The organism is Hymenobacter convexus (assembly GCF_030580955.1).
GTDB lineage: Bacteria > Bacteroidota > Bacteroidia > Cytophagales > Hymenobacteraceae > Hymenobacter.
In genome coordinates this window covers 172,436-191,680 of the sequence record NZ_JAUQON010000001.1, presented here as the reverse complement: position 1 = coordinate 191,680, position 19,245 = coordinate 172,436, and the positions used below count along the sequence as shown (strand labels likewise).

19 protein-coding genes are annotated in these 19,245 nt (G+C 63.3%); 8 read left to right on the top strand and 11 right to left on the bottom strand.

Features of this window, described 5'->3' with window-relative positions:
* Positions 1-50: 50 nt before the first annotated feature.
* On the bottom strand, positions 51-359 hold the full coding sequence (locus Q4S41_RS00710; RefSeq protein ID WP_305029217.1) for a hypothetical protein: 309 nt from the start codon (positions 357-359) through the stop codon (positions 51-53).
* Between the two features lie 229 nt (positions 360-588).
* Between Q4S41_RS00710 and Q4S41_RS00705 the strand changes: the two genes are divergently transcribed.
* Positions 589-1,188: a DUF4136 domain-containing protein gene (locus Q4S41_RS00705; protein WP_305029216.1), complete on the top strand. Its 600-nt coding sequence runs from the start codon at positions 589-591 to the stop codon at positions 1,186-1,188.
* A gap of 8 nt (positions 1,189-1,196) precedes the next feature.
* Positions 1,197-1,916, top strand: a complete 720-nt coding sequence (locus tag Q4S41_RS00700) for a hypothetical protein (RefSeq protein ID WP_305029215.1) — start codon at positions 1,197-1,199, stop codon at positions 1,914-1,916.
* 83 nt (positions 1,917-1,999) lie between these two features.
* Here Q4S41_RS00700 and lipA read toward each other — a convergent pair whose 3' ends face one another.
* Positions 2,000-2,893 (bottom strand): lipoyl synthase, encoded by an 894-nt coding sequence (lipA, locus tag Q4S41_RS00695; RefSeq protein WP_305029214.1) that lies wholly within the window; start codon positions 2,891-2,893, stop codon positions 2,000-2,002.
* A 189-nt stretch (positions 2,894-3,082) separates the two neighbouring features.
* On the bottom strand, positions 3,083-3,964 hold the full coding sequence (locus tag Q4S41_RS00690) for a hypothetical protein (RefSeq protein WP_305029213.1): 882 nt from the start codon (positions 3,962-3,964) through the stop codon (positions 3,083-3,085).
* 107 nt (positions 3,965-4,071) lie between these two features.
* On the opposite strand from Q4S41_RS00690, the gene Q4S41_RS00685 reads away from it, so the two are divergent.
* Positions 4,072-4,479, top strand: coding sequence for an OsmC family protein (locus Q4S41_RS00685; RefSeq protein ID WP_305029212.1), 408 nt, complete (start codon positions 4,072-4,074; stop codon positions 4,477-4,479).
* A 144-nt stretch (positions 4,480-4,623) separates the two neighbouring features.
* Here the strand turns inward: Q4S41_RS00685 and ytxJ are convergent, their stop codons facing one another.
* From ytxJ to Q4S41_RS00665, 4 genes are all read right to left on the bottom strand, one after another.
* Complete coding sequence (ytxJ, locus tag Q4S41_RS00680; RefSeq protein WP_305029211.1) at positions 4,624-4,965, bottom strand: bacillithiol system redox-active protein YtxJ; 342 nt, start codon at positions 4,963-4,965, stop codon at positions 4,624-4,626.
* 119 nt (positions 4,966-5,084) lie between these two features.
* Positions 5,085-5,480, bottom strand: a complete 396-nt coding sequence (locus Q4S41_RS00675; RefSeq protein WP_305029210.1) for a hypothetical protein — start codon at positions 5,478-5,480, stop codon at positions 5,085-5,087.
* Positions 5,449-5,991 carry a hypothetical protein gene (locus Q4S41_RS00670; protein WP_305029209.1) on the bottom strand — a complete coding sequence of 181 codons (543 nt, stop codon included), beginning with the start codon at positions 5,989-5,991 and terminating at the stop codon, positions 5,449-5,451. The genes Q4S41_RS00675 and Q4S41_RS00670 overlap by 32 nt, the downstream gene beginning before the upstream one ends.
* An 80-nt stretch (positions 5,992-6,071) precedes the next feature.
* Positions 6,072-8,072, bottom strand: a complete 2,001-nt coding sequence (locus tag Q4S41_RS00665) for an alpha-ketoacid dehydrogenase subunit alpha/beta (RefSeq protein WP_305029208.1) — start codon at positions 8,070-8,072, stop codon at positions 6,072-6,074.
* Between the two features lie 231 nt (positions 8,073-8,303).
* On the opposite strand from Q4S41_RS00665, the gene Q4S41_RS00660 reads away from it, so the two are divergent.
* The 3 genes from Q4S41_RS00660 (at position 8,304) to Q4S41_RS00650 (ending at position 14,055) form a co-directional block, all read left to right on the top strand.
* Positions 8,304-9,800: an ArnT family glycosyltransferase gene (locus Q4S41_RS00660; RefSeq protein ID WP_305029207.1), complete on the top strand. Its 1,497-nt coding sequence runs from the start codon at positions 8,304-8,306 to the stop codon at positions 9,798-9,800.
* A 59-nt stretch (positions 9,801-9,859) separates the two neighbouring features.
* Positions 9,860-12,679: a TonB-dependent receptor plug domain-containing protein gene (locus Q4S41_RS00655; RefSeq protein ID WP_305029206.1), complete on the top strand. Its 2,820-nt coding sequence runs from the start codon at positions 9,860-9,862 to the stop codon at positions 12,677-12,679.
* Positions 12,680-12,792: 113 nt separating this feature from the next.
* The gene (locus tag Q4S41_RS00650; protein WP_305029205.1) at positions 12,793-14,055 is read left to right on the top strand and encodes a M16 family metallopeptidase; all 1,263 of its coding nucleotides are present in this window, start codon (positions 12,793-12,795) and stop codon (positions 14,053-14,055) included.
* A 140-nt stretch (positions 14,056-14,195) separates the two neighbouring features.
* Here the strand turns inward: Q4S41_RS00650 and Q4S41_RS00645 are convergent, their stop codons facing one another.
* The 4 genes from Q4S41_RS00645 to Q4S41_RS00630 all read right to left on the bottom strand — a co-directional run bounded on the left by Q4S41_RS00645 (position 14,196) and on the right by Q4S41_RS00630 (position 16,646).
* On the bottom strand, positions 14,196-14,573 hold the full coding sequence (locus Q4S41_RS00645) for a hypothetical protein (RefSeq protein WP_305029204.1): 378 nt from the start codon (positions 14,571-14,573) through the stop codon (positions 14,196-14,198).
* Between the two features lie 184 nt (positions 14,574-14,757).
* Entirely contained in the window at positions 14,758-15,168 is a 411-nt protein-coding gene (locus Q4S41_RS00640) for a hypothetical protein (protein WP_305029203.1), read from the bottom strand.
* Between the two features lie 168 nt (positions 15,169-15,336).
* Positions 15,337-15,705 carry a hypothetical protein gene (locus Q4S41_RS00635; RefSeq protein ID WP_305029202.1) on the bottom strand — a complete coding sequence of 123 codons (369 nt, stop codon included), beginning with the start codon at positions 15,703-15,705 and terminating at the stop codon, positions 15,337-15,339.
* Between the two features lie 299 nt (positions 15,706-16,004).
* A complete protein-coding gene (locus tag Q4S41_RS00630) occupies positions 16,005-16,646 on the bottom strand; it encodes a hypothetical protein (RefSeq protein ID WP_305029201.1) in 642 nt (213 codons plus the stop codon).
* 109 nt (positions 16,647-16,755) lie between these two features.
* On the opposite strand from Q4S41_RS00630, the gene pheS reads away from it, so the two are divergent.
* The gene (pheS, locus tag Q4S41_RS00625; RefSeq protein ID WP_305029200.1) at positions 16,756-17,847 is read left to right on the top strand and encodes a phenylalanine--tRNA ligase subunit alpha; all 1,092 of its coding nucleotides are present in this window, start codon (positions 16,756-16,758) and stop codon (positions 17,845-17,847) included.
* Positions 17,848-18,091: 244 nt separating this feature from the next.
* Positions 18,092-19,165, top strand: a complete 1,074-nt coding sequence (locus tag Q4S41_RS00620) for an acyltransferase family protein (protein WP_305029199.1) — start codon at positions 18,092-18,094, stop codon at positions 19,163-19,165.
* The last annotated feature ends 80 nt before the right edge of the window (positions 19,166-19,245 follow it).

The window sequence follows — 19,245 nt, the reverse complement described above, 5'->3', positions numbered from 1 at the left end:
AGGACAGATTGCCACGGGCTTCGCCCTCGCAATGACAGACGAGGCCGCCCCTACTTATCGCCCCGCACGCCGAAGCAGCGGCGGTCCATGTAGCCGGTTTGCACTAGGCCGGCTTTTTCCAGCCGCACGCGCACGAAGTAAGCGTTGATGGTATCGAGCACCTGCACGGTATTGCCAGCGGTGGTTTGCACTAGTACGTTGGAGGTCTTGGTCATGCCGTCGTACACGGGGCAGTCCACAATGGTGTTGTGGGGCACGGGCACCGTGTTGGGCGCCGTGCGCCGGAGCTCGTCGCGGGATGAGGTGCAGGCAGTGAACAATCCGGCAGTAGCCAAAACCAACAAGACAGTACTTTTCATCGACGAAGCAAGAACGAAAGAATGGGAATCCGGGGGTAAGGTAGGACAAAATCCGGTTATCTCAATTTTGGACAGTGGGAAATTCATCGCTTAAACCCCGGCTTCGTTCGACTAAAATGTGAACGACAGCGTTCGGTTTTTCGTTAGTACAATAGCCGCCGAAAAGGCCTTATGGGCTTCGATTCCTGCCGTTTCAGCGCTTTTCACATTCCGTATCATACCCCCATTTATGAACCGCATCACCCGTTTCCTGGCCCGCCCTGTGGGCTTAGCCATTGCCGCCGTTGCGCTGCTCCTAGGACCCAGCGCCTGTTCGCCGGCTGCCCGCGTGGGCGTCACCAACGATTTCGACCACGCTGTTAATTTCCGGGCTTTCAAAACCTGGTCTTGGTACCCGCAGCAGCCCAGAGATGTTGAAGGTGGCCCCGCCAAGGGCTACGAATCTTTCCTCGACAAGCGCATGCGCGCCTCCGTGGCGGCCGAAATGACGGCCAAAGGCCTGACCGAGGTTACTACCGCGCCGGACATCTACGTGGCCTACAGCGCCCGCGTGGAGGACAAGCAGCAGGTATCGCCTTATTACAACGGCCTTGGTTACCCCTACGGGTATGGCTACGGCTACTACGGCCGAGGCTATTCGCCCGTGACGCAGTACAAAGCCGGCACCGTGGTCATCGACATCATCGACGCCCGCCGCAAGGAGCTGGCTTGGCGCGGCACTGGGCAGGCTCAGGTCAACCAGAACACGATTGACGAAGCCGAAACCCACCGCATTGTGAACGGCATCCTGAGCACCTACCCGCCCCAGGATACTAACGCCCGCCGCTAACCTTTGGCTTGGCGCGCAGCCACCAATTGACTGGAAAAAGTCTCTTCCTTTGCGGAGAGACTTTTTTTATGCCCCGATATCTCAGAATTACTTTCCTGTTGCTGTGCGGTATACTTGGTTTGAGCAGCTGCCAGACGGTATTTCAGGGCTTGTATGGCATCCATGGCTTGCGGCCGGTGTCATCAAGCGAGATGCAACAGTTGGCAGGCCGCTATGGCATTCCAGCCAATCAGGTTTTTGTGCTTGATACCAGTTACCGGGCCTTTCTTTCGCATCTGCACCGCCGCGATTCTGCAGCCGCCAAGAATCACTACCAACCGTTGCAGGCGGCTTACTATGACCGCAAGGGCCAGTTGCAGTCGTTCTACATTAATTGCTACGCCGGCGGTTTCCCCAACCTGGCCTGGAACGCCGCTGGTGGGCTGAACCAGTTTCCGCCCAAGCCCCAGGCCCCGGCCGATACGGCCCTGCCATTGTCTGACTACTTACGCTACTTGCGGCAACCCAGTGGCCAGCCCTTGCCGGCCCAGCCCACGGCCGACCATACCATCGTCGTCCAATGGAGCCGGTTTATGGGGCGGCAAAGCCGACGCCTGATACAGGCTGCCCAACGCAACGCGGCATTGGCAAGGCCGGGTAGCACGGTCCAGCTCCTGTTCGTGAACAACGATAACTTGGCTACCTACCTGGAAACCCGGCAGGCTCAATTCGCAACAAAACCCAATTAAGCCCGTCCACTTACAAAAACGCCCCTGCTTTGAAACCAAGGCAGGGGCGTTTTTAATGAATTGAGGCTGAAACAGTAGCGAAATTACACCGGCACATTCACATGGCGCTCGGCGTGGTAGGAGCTGCGCACCAGCGGGCCGCTCTCCACGTACTTCAGGCCGCGGCGCAGGCCCTCTTCCTTGTAGTGGGCAAACTGGTCGGGGGTAATGAACTCGGCCACGTCGAGGTGGCGCTTGGTGGGCTGCAGGTACTGGCCGAGGGTGAGGATGTCGAGGCCGTTGGCCACAAGGTCGTCCATGGCTTGGTACAGCTCGTCGGCCTTCTCGCCCAGGCCCAGCATGATGCCGGATTTGGTGCGGTGGCCGGCCAGCTTCGTGCGGCGGATTTGCTCCAGGCTGCGGTCGTAGCGGGCCTGCGGGCGCACGAGGCGGTAGAGGCTGCCCACGGTTTCGATGTTGTGCGAAATCACTTCCTGGCCGCCCGAAATCATCACGTCGAGCGCGTCCCAGTTGGCTTTCACGTCCGGAATCAGGGTTTCGATGGTGGTGCCGGGCGAAAGCTGCTTGGTGAGCACCACCGTTTCGCGCCACACGCTGGCGCCGCGGTCCTTCAGCTCGTCGCGGTTCACGGAAGTGATGACGGCGTGCTTCACTTTCATGAGGGCGATGGCCTCGGCTACGCGGCGGGGCTCGTCGAGGTCGTACTCGGTGGGGCGGCCGGTGGCCACGGCGCAGAACGAGCACGAGCGGGTGCAGATGTTGCCCAGAATCATGAACGTGGCCGTGCCGGCGCCCCAGCACTCGCCCATGTTGGGGCAATTGCCGCTTTCGCAGATGGTGTGCAGCTTGTGCTCATCCACGAGGCGGCGCACGGCGGCGTATTCTTCGCCCACGGGCAGCTTCACGCGCAGCCAATCGGGCTTGCGGGGGCGGGCGGGGGCAGCCGTTTCGGGCTGGATAACGGGCAAGTCAATCATCTTCAGTTATCAATTAGCAGCTGACGGAGTGCATCAACCCTATGCAAAAGCAATTCGCCGCCAAAACGTTTCAACCAAACGGCTACACAAAAATAAGCACGAACGGCTGCGCTATGGCGCAGCCGTTCGTGCCGGGTGGAGCGCGGCTCCTTAGCTATTCACTATGAAGCAATAGCCTTTATTGACGCGTTAGGAGCGGTGCCCGAAATACAGCGTCAGGTACACCGAAGGAAAGAACTGGCGGTTCACGGCCTGGTCTTCGGGGCGGCTGTAGGGGCTGAGGATGACCATGCGCTTGGTGAAGGCTTCGACCAGCACGCCCACTTCCAGGCCGGTCACGGCGTCGCGGTAGCGGCCGTACTCGAAGCTCAGGCCGGCGCGCACGTGGAAGCCCGGCACCACCTTGGTGTCGCTGATGCCGCTGAAAAGCGGGCCGTGGTCGAGGATGGCCGCCGGAAAGGTGTGCTTGAGCGGGTCGTATTGCTCGTTCACGATTTCGTCGGTGGCCAAGTTGGGCACCTGGGTGCGGGCAAACGTGCGGTCGTAGGAAATATAGTAGGGCATGAGCAGGCCAATGGACGGCCCCACGCTCAGCAGGCCGTTCACCTGCACACCGGCATCGGCGGCTTTGCGGAACAGAATGCGCTGCATGCCAATGGACGGCCGCAGCACAAACCCATAGTTGGTTTTGCGGTCGATGTAGCTGCCGCCCACGCCGGTGTTGATGCGCTCTTCCTTAGCGTTTTTCAGCATCACGCCCTCCAGGCTCCAGAAGCGTAGCAGGCGGTCATCGAGCACCCGGCTGGAACGGATGGAAGCGCCCCCGAGCAAACCGCCCTGGGTGTTGAAGTTGATGCCGTAAACAAATTCCTTGCTGTACGACTGCTCATCGGACGGCGCATCGGGGACCGGCGCCACGCGCGGGGGCGCCTGGGCCGGTGCTTCGGACGCGGCCGGCGCCGGGCGCGATGCAGGAGCGGCGGAGCGGACGGGTCGGTCCTGCGCCTGAGCAGCCGTGGCCAAACCGACTGCCGCCAGCAAGCCGAGATAACGGGAAAAAGAAGGAAGCATAAATCAACCGAAAAAGAGCCGCTGCCACCGCCACCGGAGCAGCGCACGGCATAATACGTAATTTAGCGAAAGAAGAAACTACTTGGTAAAGATAACTCGCTGACTTGATGAACACCGCCACCGCCCGCTACGCCGGCCACCTCCGCACCGAAGCCACGCACGTCGCTTCCGGCACCCTTATTCAAACCGATGCGCCCGTAGACAACCACGGCCGGGGCGAAGCGTTTTCGCCCACCGACCTGGTGAGCGCCGCCCTGGGCTCGTGCATGATGACCATCATGGGCATCGTGGCCGAGCGCCACGGCTGGGACCTAGTAGACGCCACCTGGGCCGTGACGAAGCACATGAGCCCGGAGCCCCCGCGCCGCATCGCCCAAGTCGATGTGACGTTTGAGCTGCCCGCCGCCCTCGCCCCCGCCGACCGCACCGTGCTGGAGCGCGCCGCCCTCACCTGCCCCGTGGCCCTGAGCCTGCACCCGGACATCCGGCAGAACGTGGTGTTTGGGTACCGGTAGAAAAGATTGAGTTTTTGATGGTATCGTCATGCTGAGCGAAGTCGAAGCATCTCTACCGCGAGAGTAATTCAGATTGCTTGCGCGGTAGAGATGCTTCGACTTCGCTCAGCATGACGTTCTGTTTTGTCCTTTCAGCTTGGCGCACTATTTCACCACCGATTGCACGTCGCTCAGGCGGATGCCCATGTGCGAGGCATCGTAGGTGCACTCGCCGTCTTTGATGAGCAGCAACTGCGGCGACTCGTGGCGCACGCCAAACTGCTCGGCAATCTGGGCCGAGAGGGGGCGGAAGCGCAGCAAATCGAGGTAGTAAATGGGCAGGTCGAGGCCGCTGTCGGCCCACTGGCGCTCAATCTTGCTCTTGGCCGCCGCGCTGATGGAACAGGTGGTGCTGTGCTTGAAAATGAGTACCGGCTGCTCGTGCGAGGCCTGAGCTAGGTCGGTGAGCTGTTCGGGTTGGGTGAGCGGAAGCCAGGGGGTGGACATAGGAAATCTGAATAAATAGCGAATGATGCGAGAGGCCGCGCCGGCCTGGCCCAGGGCAGCCAGAAGACGCTCCGAATTACTACAACAGTTTTGGAGCTAGTTGATTCCCGCGGGGCCGGTCATTTTTTTTCGTCGTTGCGGCCGGCCATGCGGTTGCGCTGACGCTTTTCCTTGCGCACGAGGGTGGTGGTTTTGTCGCGGCGCAGTCCCAGCAGGCCGGCGGGCTTCACGTTGGGCGCGGTGCCTTTCTTGTAATTCACGTCGCGGCTCGTCTCGGTTTGGGGCTGCGTGCTTTTGCCGCGCTTGAGTTGTTCGGCCGTCACGTCGAGGTGGCTTTCCTTGAAGGGCGACTCGGTGCGCTTGGCCTCGCGCAGGGCGCGGCGGTTGGCGGCCTTCACCTGGGCCGGTTTCGCGTCCACAATCTGGGCGTGCGCGGCGCCGCTGCCCAGGCACAGGGCCGCCAGCAGCACCAGCCAGGCGGCGCTAGGGCTTGCCGCCGCCATCAGGTGCGGCATCGGGCTCAGGGACTTCGGCCGGGGCTTTGGGAGCCGCGCGGTGGTCGATGTCGTAATTGGGTTTCTTGTGGAGGCCATACTTAAAGAAGTCACGGATAGATTGCCAGGGACGGAAAGGCTTGTGTTGCTTGTTCACCTTGCGGCGCTTGAGCTTGGGCTTTTTCATGAGCCCCTTTTTGTCGTAGCGCACGGTCGACTTTTCGGGCAGGGTGCGGGCCGGCGCTGCTTCCGTTGGGGCCGTGATGGTACCGCCGCTCGGCGTCGAGACGTCAGTAGCCGCTTCCTCCGCGTCGGCGCCGCCCTTCTTGGCGCTCTTCTCCGTATCGTGCTGAAACTCCAGCATCTTCTTTTCTTTTTCCTTCTTGGCCTTCTGCTGGGCTAGGTACTCGGGCGAGGGCTTGGGCGTGGGCAGGCGGTACGGATGAAATACCTTGTGATAGAGCGTACAGCTGCTCAGCAGCCACACGCCCAGCAAGGACCGAAGAACAACGGAAGGTATACGAGCAATCACCGTAAGACGGACAAAATCAAGAAGGAAGCGAGAGAAAGGTACGGCCTGGCCGCGCGAAAACCGCGCCAATACCGCGCCGCCTAATAGTTGCGCAGGGCCTGCACCTGCTCGCGCAGCCGCTGCTGGGGCAGGAAAGCCGCTTCCAGCGGCGGCGCAAACGGGATGGCCGTATCGAGCGAGGCCACGCGGCGCACGGGGGCGTCGAGGTGCTCGAAGCAGTTCTCCCCTATCCAGGCCGCGATTTCGCCGCCGATGCCGCCCGTCAGCGTGTCTTCGTGCAGGATGAGCACGCGGCCGTTTTTGAGCACGGTGCGGCGCACGGCTTCCTGGTCCCAGGGCAGCAGGGTGCGCAGGTCGAGCACGTCGGCCGACACGCCCAGGTCCTGGCACACATCCAGGGCCCAGCGCACGCCCATGCCGTAAGTAATGATACTCAGCTCGTTGCCCTCAGCAGCCAAGGCAGCCTGGCCGATGGGCGTGGTGTAGTAGGCCGCCGGCACCGGGCCACTCATGCTGCGGTAGAGCATCTTGTGCTCGAAGTACAGCACCGGGTTGGGGTCTTCGAACGCGGCGCAGAGCAGGCCCTTGGCATCGTGCGGGTTGCTGGGGTACACTACTTTCAGGCCGGGCACGTGCGTGAACCACGCCTCGTTGCTCTGCGAGTGGAACGGGCCAGCCGCCGAGCCCGCGCCGGTGGGCATGCGAATCACCACGTCGGCGTTCTGGCCCCAGCGGTAGTGGCTCTTGGCCAGGTTGTTCACAATCTGGTTGAAGCCGCAGGTCACGAAATCGGCGAACTGCATCTCGACCATGCTTTTCTTCTTTTTGATGCTCAAACCCAGGCCAATGCCCACGATGGCCGACTCACAGAGCGGCGTATTGCGCACCCGTGCCTTGCCAAATTCGGCCACGAAGCCTTCCGTGATTTTAAACACGCCGCCGTAATCGGCAATGTCCTGGCCCATGAGCACGAGGTCGGGGTAGCGCTCCATGCTCTGCTTCAAGCCCTCCTGAATGGCATCGATGAAGCGCTTTTCGGGCGCGGCGCCTTCTTTCGGCGCGTCCGTTACGGGCGCTTCGAAGGGCTGGTACATATCCGCAATTTCTTCCGCGATGTCGGCCACGGGCATAGGCACGGCGTCGGCCTCCTGCAAGCCGGCCTCAATGGCGGCCTTGATAGTTTCGCGGATGCTGTGGCGGGCGGTTTCGGTGAGGATGCCTTCGGCCAGCAGCCACTTTTCATAGTTTTCCACCGGGTCTTTGGCGGCCCACTCTTCCATCAGGCTCTGGGGCACGTACTTGGTGCCGCTGGCTTCCTCGTGGCCGCGCATACGGAACGTGAGGGCTTCTACCAGCACCGGGCGCGGGTTTTCGCGTAGGTCCTCGGCTAGCCGCTTCACAGTGGTGTACACTTCGAGTACGTTGTTGCCGTCGACCTGCACGGCCTCCATGCCGTAGGCGGGGCCTTTGTCTACGAAGGACTTGAAGCGGAACTGCTCGTTGGAGGGCGTACTGAGGCCGTAGCCGTTGTTTTCAATCATGAAAATGACGGGCAGCTGCCACACGGCGGCCACGTTCAGGGCCTCGTGAAAATCGCCTTCAGAAGCGCCGCCGTCGCCGCTGTAAGTAAGAGTTACCTTGGGCTTTTTGTCGAGCAAATCGGCCAGGGCGATGCCGCCGGCTACGGCCAGTTGCGGGCCGAGGTGCGAAATCATGCCCACGATGTGATGCTCGTTGGTGCCGAAGTGGAAGCTGCGGTCGCGGCCCTTGGTGAAGCCCGTGCGCTTGCCCTGCCACTGCGCGAACAGGCGCCCCAGCGGCACCTCGCGGCCCGTGAACACGCCCAGGTTGCGGTGCAGCGGCAGAATGTACTCGTCGGCCTCCAGCGCCAGGGTGCTGCCCACCGAAATGGCTTCCTGCCCGATGCCCGAAAACCACTTGCTCACCTTGCCCTGACGCAGCAGAATCAGCATTTTCTCCTCAATCAGCCGCGGGCGCAGCAGGTGCTGGTAGAGGTGCAGCAGGGTTTCGTTGGAGAGGTCTTGACGGTCGAATTGCAGGGCGACGGCGGCGGGTGTCATAGAGAAAACGGGTGGGTTGGGAGGCGCAAAGGTAGCGGGCGTGCTTTTGCTACCCCCGGCACTGGGCCAACTTATTCGATGGGCATGCGCAACGGCCTCAACAAACCTGATTGGCGCTAATGCCAGTCCACTCATGCCTTGGCGCAACGGTAGCCGGGTTTGCTTGAGAAACCGAAAAGTAGCCGGAACTTTGAATTTCAGACCCCATACCCCACCCTCGCACGCACACTTGTGGCGCAATTTTTAGCTTCTTTTTCCTCACGCTTCCACGGGTGGCGCGGTGCCCTATTGGTAGCCGTGCTGGCCTACCTGCCTCTGTTCTGGCTGCTGGCCAGCCACCCCGTGCAGCCCTGGGACGAGGCCCGCACGGGCATCAACGCCATCAACATCCTGCGCAACCACGACTGGCTGGTGCTGCGCGACGCCTTCCAGCAGCCCGACCTCTGGAACTGCAAGCCGCCGCTGTGGCCCTGGCTGCTGGCCCTCAGCTTCAAGCTACTGGGCCCCACCGAGCTGGGCCTGCGGCTGCCGGCCGCGCTGGCTGGGCTGGCCACCGCGCTGGTGGTGTACCGGGCCGGGCGGCGTTGGCTGGGCGGCTGGGAAGGCGGCGTGCTGGCGGCGTTGGTGCTGCTCACCTCAGCGGGCTACGTGGGCTACCACGTCGCCCGCTCCGGCGATTTCGACGCCCTGCTCACGCTCTGGACCACCTGCGGCACCCTGGCCTGGCTGCGCTACCTGGCCGAAGGGCGTGACCGCCACGCCTGGCTCACGGGGCTATTTTTCTTGCTGGCGGCCTTCACCAAGGGCGTGGCGGGGCTGATGTTCGGGCCGGGCCTGGTACTGGCCACTTTTGCGCTGGGCCAGGGGCAGCGGCTGCGGCGGCCCGCGCCCTGGCTGGCGCTGTTGCCGCTGGTGCTGGGCCTGGGCACGTGGTACGTGCTGCGCGAACACATTCTGCCCGGCTACTGGCAGGCCGTGTGGGACTACGAGTTGGGCGGCCCGGCCGGCTCGCAGCTCGAAGGGCATAAATCCCGGTTTTATTATTATTTGGCGGGCCTCACCGAAACCAAGTTTATTTTTTGGGTGGTGCCGGCCGTGCTGGGCGGCTTGCTGGGCTGGTGGCTGCCCACCGAAAACCGCGTCCGCTGGCTGGTGCGGCTGGCCGTGTGCGTGGCCGGCACCTTCCTGCTCATTCTGGCCCTCACTCAAACGCGGCTGCCCTGGTACGATGCGCCGGTGTTCCCGGTGCTGGCGCTGCTGGCCGCGGCGGGCCTGCTGCCGGCGGCCCGTGCTGTGGCCGCGCAGCAAGGCTGGCGGCCGGGGCCGGTGGCCCGGCTGGGCGCCCTGGCGCTGGTGCTGGCCCTGCCCTACTGGGCACTGTGCCGCACGCTGGTGCGCACCTACGATGCCCGCTACCAGCAAGTAGCCCAGCAGGTAGGCCACCACATCCGCCAGCAGGCCCGGGCCCGGCCCGAGGTGCAGGACTATTACTTCGGCACGCCCGGCGAATACAGCGAGAGCTTACTGTTCTACCAGGCGGCGGCAGAGCTGCAATTTGGCCACCGCATCACGGCCGTGCCGCCGTGGGAATTGCTCAAAACCACGGCCGGGCGCGAGGTGGTGGTGTGCGGCAAGGCCACGCGCCGGGCCTGGGAAAACTACTACCGCACCAGCGTGGTGCTCGAAACCGACTCCTGCGTAACGCTGCGATTGGAGGCCCGGCGCTGACCCTATATGGAATAAAGCCTCGACTGGCATCAGGCTTCGTGGTGGCCTTCGTTTGCAATATGAACCGAATTTTAACCCTTACTTTTTTGCTGGCTTTCAGCACTGCGGCCTACGCGCAGGAGCCACTCGATGCGCTGCCACCTCGTCGGGCCGCATTGGCGCTGGCACCGCCGCCGCCGCTCGACTCGCTGCTGGGGCCGCAGTTCAGATGCAGCTGCAACCCGGTAAGCATTACCGTTTACGCCCCCTGGCAGGCAGCGCCTTTTCTGACCCTGCAGCCGCTGCTCCCGCAGGTGGCCGGGGTGCAGGTAACGCCCAATTCCGGCGCGCCCGGTGACTGGAGCACGGTGCGCATTCGGGGCGGGAGCAGCCTCGCCAGCCCCGACCAGCCGCTCTTGGTTGTAGACGGAGTGCCGGCTTTGAATGCCGATTTTGAACCCGGCGTATCTATTCGGGCCGCTTTTCCATTCAGCAGCGGGCCTGAAGCCACGCGCGCCGGGGCCAACCCGCTGCTGGCCCTGCCCATGGAGGACATCAGCAGCATCCGGGTGATTTCGGGCGGCGTGGCCGCGGCCCAATACGGCGCGCAAGGCAGCAACGGCGTGCTGGAAATCACGACGAAGCGTGGCGGCCTCAAAGGCCGAAAACAGGCCCTTCGGGTGAGCTACGCCGGTTTTGGCGGCGTGCAGCAGGTGCGCCAACGATACGACCTGCTGAATGCCCGTCAGTATGCCGACCTGGCCAATGAGGCTTCCCAGCGCGTGGGTGGGGGCGGCATCGTGGCCTACCCGCTCAGCGGCCCCATCGCGCCGGAAACGGACTGGCAGCGCGAGCTTTTCCGCACGGCCTTGCTCCAAAACCATCACCTCACGCTCGACGGCAGCGGCGGGCGTACCCGCTACGCCATCAGCGCCGACTACCTGAACCAGGAGGGCGTGGTGGTGCATTCCCGTCTCGACCGCTACGCCCTGCGCCTCAACCTCGACCAGCAGGTGGGCGCCCAGCTGCGGCTGTTTCTCAATGCCTCGGCCGCGTCCATCAGCCAAGCGCTGCCGGTACCGGGCACGGTGGCCCAGGCCCTGCTGGCCCCGCCCACGGTGGGCGTGTACGACGCCCGCGGCAATTTCCAGAACTACGGCTTTTTTGGTAACACCCGCAACCCGCTGGACCTGGCCACCACCGACGGCACGGCCATCAGCACCCGCCGCTTGCTGGTGCAGGTCGGGGCCGAGTACACGCTACGGCCGGACCTGCTGCTCAGCGGCAGCCTGAGCCGCGAAGAAGCCCGCGTGGCCAACGACACCCACTTTCTGGTGACCACCGGCCAGCCCTACACGCCCACCGCCACGGCCAGCAGCACCTTGCGCCTACCCACTTCGGCTACCGTGGCCCAGCTGCGCTTGGGCTACGACCATACTTTCAACGAGGCCCACCGCGTGGGCCTCACCCTTAGCGCGGGCTACCAGCGCTACCTGCGGGGCACGGCCGGCACCTACCACGATTACGCTACCGCTTCAGATTACAGCACCGATGCCACCACGTCATTCGCCAACATTGGCCTCGGGGCTACCTACGCCTTTCGCGGGCGCTACGAGGTGCTGGCGTCGGTGCGCCGCGATGCTGGCCAGGGCGCCACGGCCTTCTTCCTGGCCGAAGTGCCGCCCGCCTGGCTGCCGGGAGGCGAAGTGCGCTGGCACCTGAACCAGGAGCATTTTCTGGCCGATTTTACCCCGCTCAGCACCGCCACGCTGTGGGCCAGCCTGGGCCAAACCAGTACCACCAGCTTGCCCGCCACCGGCCTGGGCAGCGGCGTGTCGTCGGACTACATCCGGCTGGGCCCGGGCCAAACCGTGAGCACGCTGTACTCGTCGGCGCCGGTGCCGCCCGCGCCCCGCACCACCCAGCTGGAAGCCGGCTTGAGCCTGGGCTTCTGGCAAGACCGATTGGGAATCGATGTTACCGCTTTTCGCCGCAATACGGCCCACATCACCGTGCCCCAGATGCTGGTGCTGGCCACGGGCACGGGCTTCGGCACCCTGGTGCAGCCCCGCGAGGCCGCGCTGCGCAACCAGGGCCTGCTGCTGGGCATCAGCGGCCGCTGGCAGAAGGGCAATTTCAGTGGCAGCAGCCGGCTGGCCGCCACCTGGCAGCAGCAGCGCGTGGCGGCCGTGGCCGAGCTGGCGGGTGCCGGCAGCGTGCCCGGCCTGCTGGCAGGAGAGGCGCCGCACCCTTATTTCCTTTACCACCGGCTGCCGGTGCCGCCCGTGGGCGCTACGGATGCCCGTGGGCAATCCATCGCCGGCACGCTCCGCTACCAGGACTTCGACAACAGCAACGGGTACATCACAGATGTCGATGCCCGCTACCAGGGCACGGCGCTGCCCACCCAGCTCTACACCTTCGGCCAAACCCTGCGTCTGGGCCGTTTCGGACTCGATTTCCAGCTCGATGCGCAGGCCGGGCATCAGCTGCTCAACACCACACTGGCCACGCTGGACTTGCCGATAGGCTATAACAACGGGACCACCCGTCTGCTCGACCGCTGGACACCGACCTATTACAATGCCGATATTCCGCAAGCCGGCGCTTCGCCGGCCAGTGCCGTCGGGGGCACTCCGCGCTACGACGACGCCCAGCTGCAGTCGGCCGCCAACCTGCGCCTGAGCCAGGCAACTTTCAGCTACGCCCTGCGCCCGGCTACCGGCCCCCACCCCGTCAGCGTGTGGGTGGGCGGCCAAAACCTGTTCGTGCTCACCAGCTACCGCGGCTTCGACCCCAACGTGAGCAGCGGGGGCGCCACCTTGCTGGCCGCCGGCTACGACACCAATCTCTACCCCGTGCCCCGTACCTGGCTGCTGGGGGTGCGGGCCAGCTTTTAAACCAATGATGCCGCATTTCACCCACACGTCGCCCGTTGCGACAACGGTTTTGCCGTACTAGCTGTTGTTCCTTTGGCGTCTGATTCGCCTTCACCTTTTCCCGCTACTTCCCTGTGATTCACTTCACCGAATTCACCCTCGATAACGGCCTGCGCTGCATCGTCCACGAAGATTTTTCCACGCCCATGGCCGTGCTCAACGTGATGTACGACGTGGGCTCGCGCGACGAGGACCCCGACCACACCGGCTTCGCGCACCTGTTTGAGCACCTGATGTTTTCGGGCTCGGTGAATATTCCGAGCTACGACGAGCCGCTGCAGCGCGTGGGCGGCGAGAATAACGCCTTCACTTCCAGCGACATCACCAACTATTACCTCTCGCTGCCCGCGGCCAACCTCGAAACCGGCTTCTGGCTGGAATCCGACCGGATGTTGAACCTGGCCTTCTCCGAAAACGGCCTCGAAGTGCAGCGCAAAGTGGTGGTCGAGGAGTTCAAGCAGAGCTACCTCAACCAGCCCTACGGCGACGTGTGGCTGCAGCTCAAGCCCCTGGCCTACCACACCCACCCCTACCAGTGGAACACCATCGGCAAGGAAATTTCGCACATCGAAAACGCCGTGATGGACGACGTGCGCGGCTTTTTCCAAAAGCACTACGCGCCCCAAAACGCCATTCTGGTGGTGGCCGGCGCGGCCAGCGCGGCCGAGGTGCGCCGCCTGGCCGAGAAGTGGTTCGGCCCCATTCCCGGCGGCCCGGCCTACCAGCGCCAGCTCCCCCAGGAGCCCGTTCAGACCGAAGCCCGCCACCGCACGGCCTCGGCGCCGGTGCCGCTGTCGGCCCTCTACAAGGCCTACCACATGCCCGCGCGCGGCGACGCCCGCTACCACTCCGTCGATTTGCTCAGCGACATGCTCGGCCACGGCAAGTCGGCCCGCCTGCACCAGCGTCTGGTGAAGGAGCAGGCCTTATTCAATAATATTTCGGCCTCGCTCACCGGCTCACTTGACCCCGGCCTGCTCGTCATCAGTGGCAAGCTGAACGCGGGCGTCGACCTCAAAGCCGCCGATGCGGCCGTGGAGGCCGTGGTGGCCGAATTCCTAACCGCCGACGTGGACGCCCAGGAGCTCGAAAAAGTAAAAAACCAGGCCGAAAGCAGCCTGGTTTTCGGCGAAATCGACCTCCTGAACCGCGCCCTGAACCTGGCCTACAGCAAGCTACAAGGCGATGCCAACCTGGTGAACGACGAAAGCCGCCGCATCCAGGCCGTGACCGTGGCCAGCGTGCGCGCCGCCGCCCAGGAAGTACTGCGCCCGGAGAATTGCAGCACACTGTACTACGAAGCCGTGCCGCAAGAGGACTTGGTTGAGGCAGAATAGCGGACTTGTTTGTTCAGCCTAAAACCAAGAACGTCATGCTGAGCGTAGCCGAAGCATCTCTACCGCAAGAGTAAATAATTACTACTGCGGTAGAGATGCTTCGGCTACGCTCAGCATGACGTTCTTTTATTGCCTAGCGTCTACTTCCGCTTGGTCTTCACCTTCGTCTTCGAGGCCGGCGCGGTGGGCAGGTTGCTGTCGCGGCTCAGGGAGCTGTTGGCGGGCTTGGTGTAGCGGGGGCGCGGGGTTCGGTTGTCGTTGTAGCCACCGTTGTTGGTGTAGCCTACCTGCCGGCGCATGGGCGTGGCCGGGGCTAGGTACATCGAGCCGTTTTTGATGTCTTCGGGCACGCCGGCGCCGTAAGGCTTACCAGTGTGTGGATTGATTTTGACGGTCGTCTTCACCTTGCGCGGGCCGCGCGTGGAGTAAGGAGTCAGTTTTTTGCCGCGCGACTGGGCCGCGGCGTCCGTGGCGGCTACTGCCAGCAGCAGCAACGATGCGAAAATGTAGCGAATCATATTGGGGAGAAAAAAATGGGGTAATTCAACCGCAACGGGCGCAGCCGAAGCCGGGCCGAAAGCGAATCGGCTCCCCTTCATACGCACAACTGCCCGGGGCGGATAGTGGCATGAAAGAGGAGCCGATGCAAAAGTAAGCGGGCCGCCGGCTGGACTTATGGGCAAAACCCAGGGTCAGGTACTGTTAGTTGCCGAGCGTGGTCTGGGTGGCGGCGGGCTTGCGGGCCGGGCGCACGCTGTAGGGAGTCAGGCCGTTGCTGGTGCGAACGTGCACGGGCATGCCGGGCGCGGCCGAGATGTTCTGGTTGTCGATTTCGCCGCGCGAGGAACTGGCCGGAAGAACCGATTCGGCCGAGTTCCAGCCGTCGTTCGAGGCCACGGCGGTTTGGGTGTTGTTTTCGATGGGGGGCCAGCCGTCGTTGAGGGGCGCCACCGGGGCCGACTTCACAGCAACGCGGCGGGCTTTCTTGGCTTTGCGGGCCGCTACTTTTGCGGCTTTGGTGGTCTTTTTGGTCGAAGCAACCGGGGTGGTTTGGGCGCTAGCTTCAGCCAGCAGGAACATCGACAGGGCGAGGGTGAGGAACGAACGAAGCATGGCTGAAATGAAATGGCGGAAGTGAAGAAAAATTGATTACCGTAGCTGTATGGACATATTCCAAAGGCGTGCCAACTTTTTCATCCGCGCATTTTCCGCTCCAAAAAAGACCCGCCCGGCATGCAAATGCATACCAAGCGGGTCATTGTCTCGACCAACACCAAGGTTTTATCGCGGCGTGAGCGTGGTGCGGCTTTTGGTGCGGGCGGGGGCGGGCCCGTTGTAGCCCTGCACCTTCTTGGGGTTGTCGACATTGACGGGCATGCCGGGGGCGGCGTACACGCTTTGGCCCTTGCCATCGGCGCTTTCGGTGGAGCCTACAGCGCCATTGCCGCCGGGCCCGATGTCGTTGCGGCCGCCCGAATTAGGCGCGGTTCGGGCCGACGCCGGCTTCATGGTGGTGTTGCGCGTGGTAGCGGTGCGGGTAGCGGTTTTGGTGGTTTTGGCTTTGGTCGTTTTGGTGGCGGGCGCCGACTGGGCCGCCGCTTCAGCGACGATGGCCAGCGCGAGCAGGGCGGAAAGCAAGGAACGCAGCATGAAAAGGGTGGTGAGGGGTGAAAGAAAAACGGCTTCCGATGCTCCCGGAGCAGCGCGCTCCCGGGCGGTACCGTCGTGCTGGGCATACGCTAAACCCTGCCGCTCGGTACGCCATTGCGCTAAACATTTACCTTTTCCTGATACCGTTCGGAGGTCGTTCGAGCGATGTAAGAATAGGGTCGCGGCCCGTTCAGAAACTTTTCTGACTTCCCAGCCAACGCCAAACGGCCCGGCTGCCCCACGCAGAAGCGTGGAACAACCGGGCCGTGCTATTCAAAAACAAATGCAGGCTTATCAGCTTACCAACCGAGGGGTTCGGGAGCTTTTTTCTTGGGAGCCGCTTTCACAGGGGCCTTCGCCGGGCCTTTGTCGGCGGTGGCGCTGCCGCCTTTGGCAGCGGTGGCACCCGTGCCGACTGTGGCCTCAGCCGGAGCCGGGACGGGCTCAGCGGCTGCGGCGGCAGCCGGGGTGGGGGCGGCAACTACAGCAGCCTCAGTGGGGCGGGGCGGCCAGGGCTTCTCGCGGCGGGGCTTGCGGTTGAGGCGACGCTCGCGGGCGGCAATGGCGTCGTCTTCCATCACGTGGCGACCACCGCGCATCATTACCGGCGCGCCGGGCGCTACCGAGATGCCCTGGCCAATGCTGGCGCTGCTCGGCGTGGCGGCGCCGGCACCACCGAAGCCTTTATCGGCGGCGGGAGCAGCGGCGGCGGCGGCTTCCAGCGAGGGAGCGGCTTCGGGCGCGGGGGCAGCAGCGGCCGGCGTGGCACCGCCACTGGCCGTGCCTTTGGTGCTGGTGGCCGCGGCGTTGGTTTTGGTGGTGGTTTTCTTGGCGGGGGCTTTTTTGGGGGTATCCCAGCCACCGGTATCCCAGCCGGCTTGGGCCGAGGCGGAAGAAGCTACTCCTCCGAGAATTAGCAAGAAAAATAGCGCACGTTTCATGGCAAAGGCTTTAAGGATGATGAAGGAAGATGAATCGAGAATTGCGGTAACTGAATGTGTTGGTGAATCGTTCGGCCAGGGCCGGGCCCTTGCCGTAACTTTGCGGCCTATGATGCAGGAATCCATTGCCGCTCTTACGGCCGAAATTACGAAAGCCGAACTGAATAATCCCGCCGAACTCGATGCTTTTCGCATCAGCTACCTCGGCCGCAAGGGTAAGCTGGCCGATTTGTTCGACCAGCTCAAGACCGTGCCCAACGAGGAGAAGCGCGCCGTGGGCCAGCAGCTCAACGCCCTGAAGCAGCAGGCCCAGGCCCGTTTCGACGAGGCCCAGCAGGCCGCCGAAGCCGCCGCCGACAACGCCCCCGCCAATCCTGACTTCGACTACACCCTGCCCCCCGTGCCCAACGCCCTGGGCACCCGCCACCCCCTGAGCCTGGTGCGCGAAGAGATGCTGCGCGTGTTCGCCCGCATCGGCTTCGCCGTGGCCGAGGGGCCCGAAATCGAGGACGACTGGCACAACTTCACCGCCCTCAACTTCCCCGAAAACCACCCGGCGCGCGACATGCAGGACACCTTCTTCGTGGCTCCGGTGTCGCACGCGGCTGGGGCGGCCGACGCCGACGCCACCGGCGATGCCGCCACCGGTGTGCCCAATTTGCCCCACCTGCTGCGCACCCACACCAGCACAGTGCAGGTGCGCGTGATGGAAACCGAGCCGCTGCCCATCCGCCGCGTCATGCCGGGCCGCGTATTCCGCAACGAGGCCATTTCGGCCCGCGCGCACATGATGTTCCATCAGGTGGAAGGTATTTTCATCGACGAGGGCGTGAGCTTCGCCGACCTGAAGCAGACGGTGTATTACTTCGTGCAGGAGCTGTTCGGGGCTGACATCAACATCCGCTTCCGCCCCAGCTTCTTCCCCTTCACCGAGCCCAGCGCTGAAATCGACATCACCTGCCTCATTTGCAAGGGCGCGGGCTGCAACATCTGCAAATACTCGGGCTGGGTCGAAATCGGCGGCTGCGGCATGGTGGACCCTGCCGTGCTCGAAAATGCGGGCATCGACTCCGAGAAATACTCCGGCTACGCCTGGGGCATGGGCATCGAGCGCATTGCTATGCTGAAGTACCAGATTAAGGACTTGCGCCTGTTCACGGAGAATGACATGCGCTTCCTGCGGCAGTTCGAGGCGCTGTAATCGGATGAGGTAGAGACGCGACACTTCGCGTCTCGGCGGTCGCACCATTTGGGTGAAATGTTCAACAAGGAGACGCGAAGTGTCGCGTCTCTACACTGTTCAGGGGCGGGGAATGGTTGGCGACAACTGTTTCCCGCTTTTTTGCATCTCGACCAGTATGCTACCTGCCCAATCCATGCCGGCGCCACCCGCCCCTCTTGGCCCTTTTCTTAGTCAAAAGCTACGGTTTTGGTCGCTGGTGGCCATGGTGCTGCTGATTTACGTGCACGCCTACAACCTGCACCCGCGCTACCTGCAGCCCTTCACGCCGGTGGAGGAGCCGCTGGGGCCGGGCACCTGGCTCCAATACTTCTTGGCCAACGGGCTGCTGCGGTTTCGCATTCCCATTTTGTTTGCCATTTCGGGCTACCTGTTTACGCGGCGCGAGGGCGCGGAGCCACACGGGCAGCGCGTGCGGCGGCGCCTGCGCACGCTGGGCCTCCCCTACCTGCTCTGGAGCGGGCTCTGGCTGGCGGCGCTGTGGGCCTTGGAGCAGTTTCCCATCACAAAACAAGCGGTTATTGATGCCGAAATAAGCCCGTTCTGGCCCCGGCAGCTGCTTAGCCAACTCAGCATCGGCGAACTGGTGCAGCGCTGGTTGGTGGTGCCGGCGCCGTTTCAACTGTGGTTTTTGCGCAGCCTGCTGGTTTGCAACCTAGCCTACCCGTGGCTGCGGGCGGCCATTTTGCGCAAGCCGGCCATCTATTTTATTGTGGCAGGGCTGCTGTGGTTTTTTATGGTGCCCGTGCCGCTGGTGCAGGATGAGGCGCTCTTGTTTTTTGGGCTGGGCATGTGGCTGGCCCTGCGAGGCAAGGACGTGCTGACGCCACCCGGCTGGTTCCGGCTGGCGCTGTTTGTATGCGTGTGGCTGGGCACGGCCGGGCTCAAAACCTGGCTGGCCTTCCACATGGGCCCACCGTTTTCGCTGCCTTTAGCGCTGACAATGCTGGCGCTGCACAAAATGGGCGAAATCAGCGGTATGCTAGTGGCCTGGTTTGGACTGAACGGGCTGGTGCGCTGGTGCATGGCCCTGACGTGGTTTCGCTGGCTGACGGGGTTTTCGTTCATGATTTACGTGCTGCATGTGCCCTTCGTGAACTATGCCACCGAACTGGCGTTGCGCTATGGGCGGGCCGTGCCGCACATTCATTTGCTCACTTACCTGCTCTTGCCTTTGTTGGTAGTGGCTGTGAGTGTGGCCCTTGGTGCGCTGCTCCGGAAGGTGGCGCCGGGCATTTATGCCGTGCTGACTGGTGGTCGGGGACTGGCTACGTCGTAATTTTGGGGTTCGGCCGGCAAGCAATCTATCCTATTCGCGCTTGCCGCCTTGTTCCGCCGACGCAGCTGATGCCCTTGCGC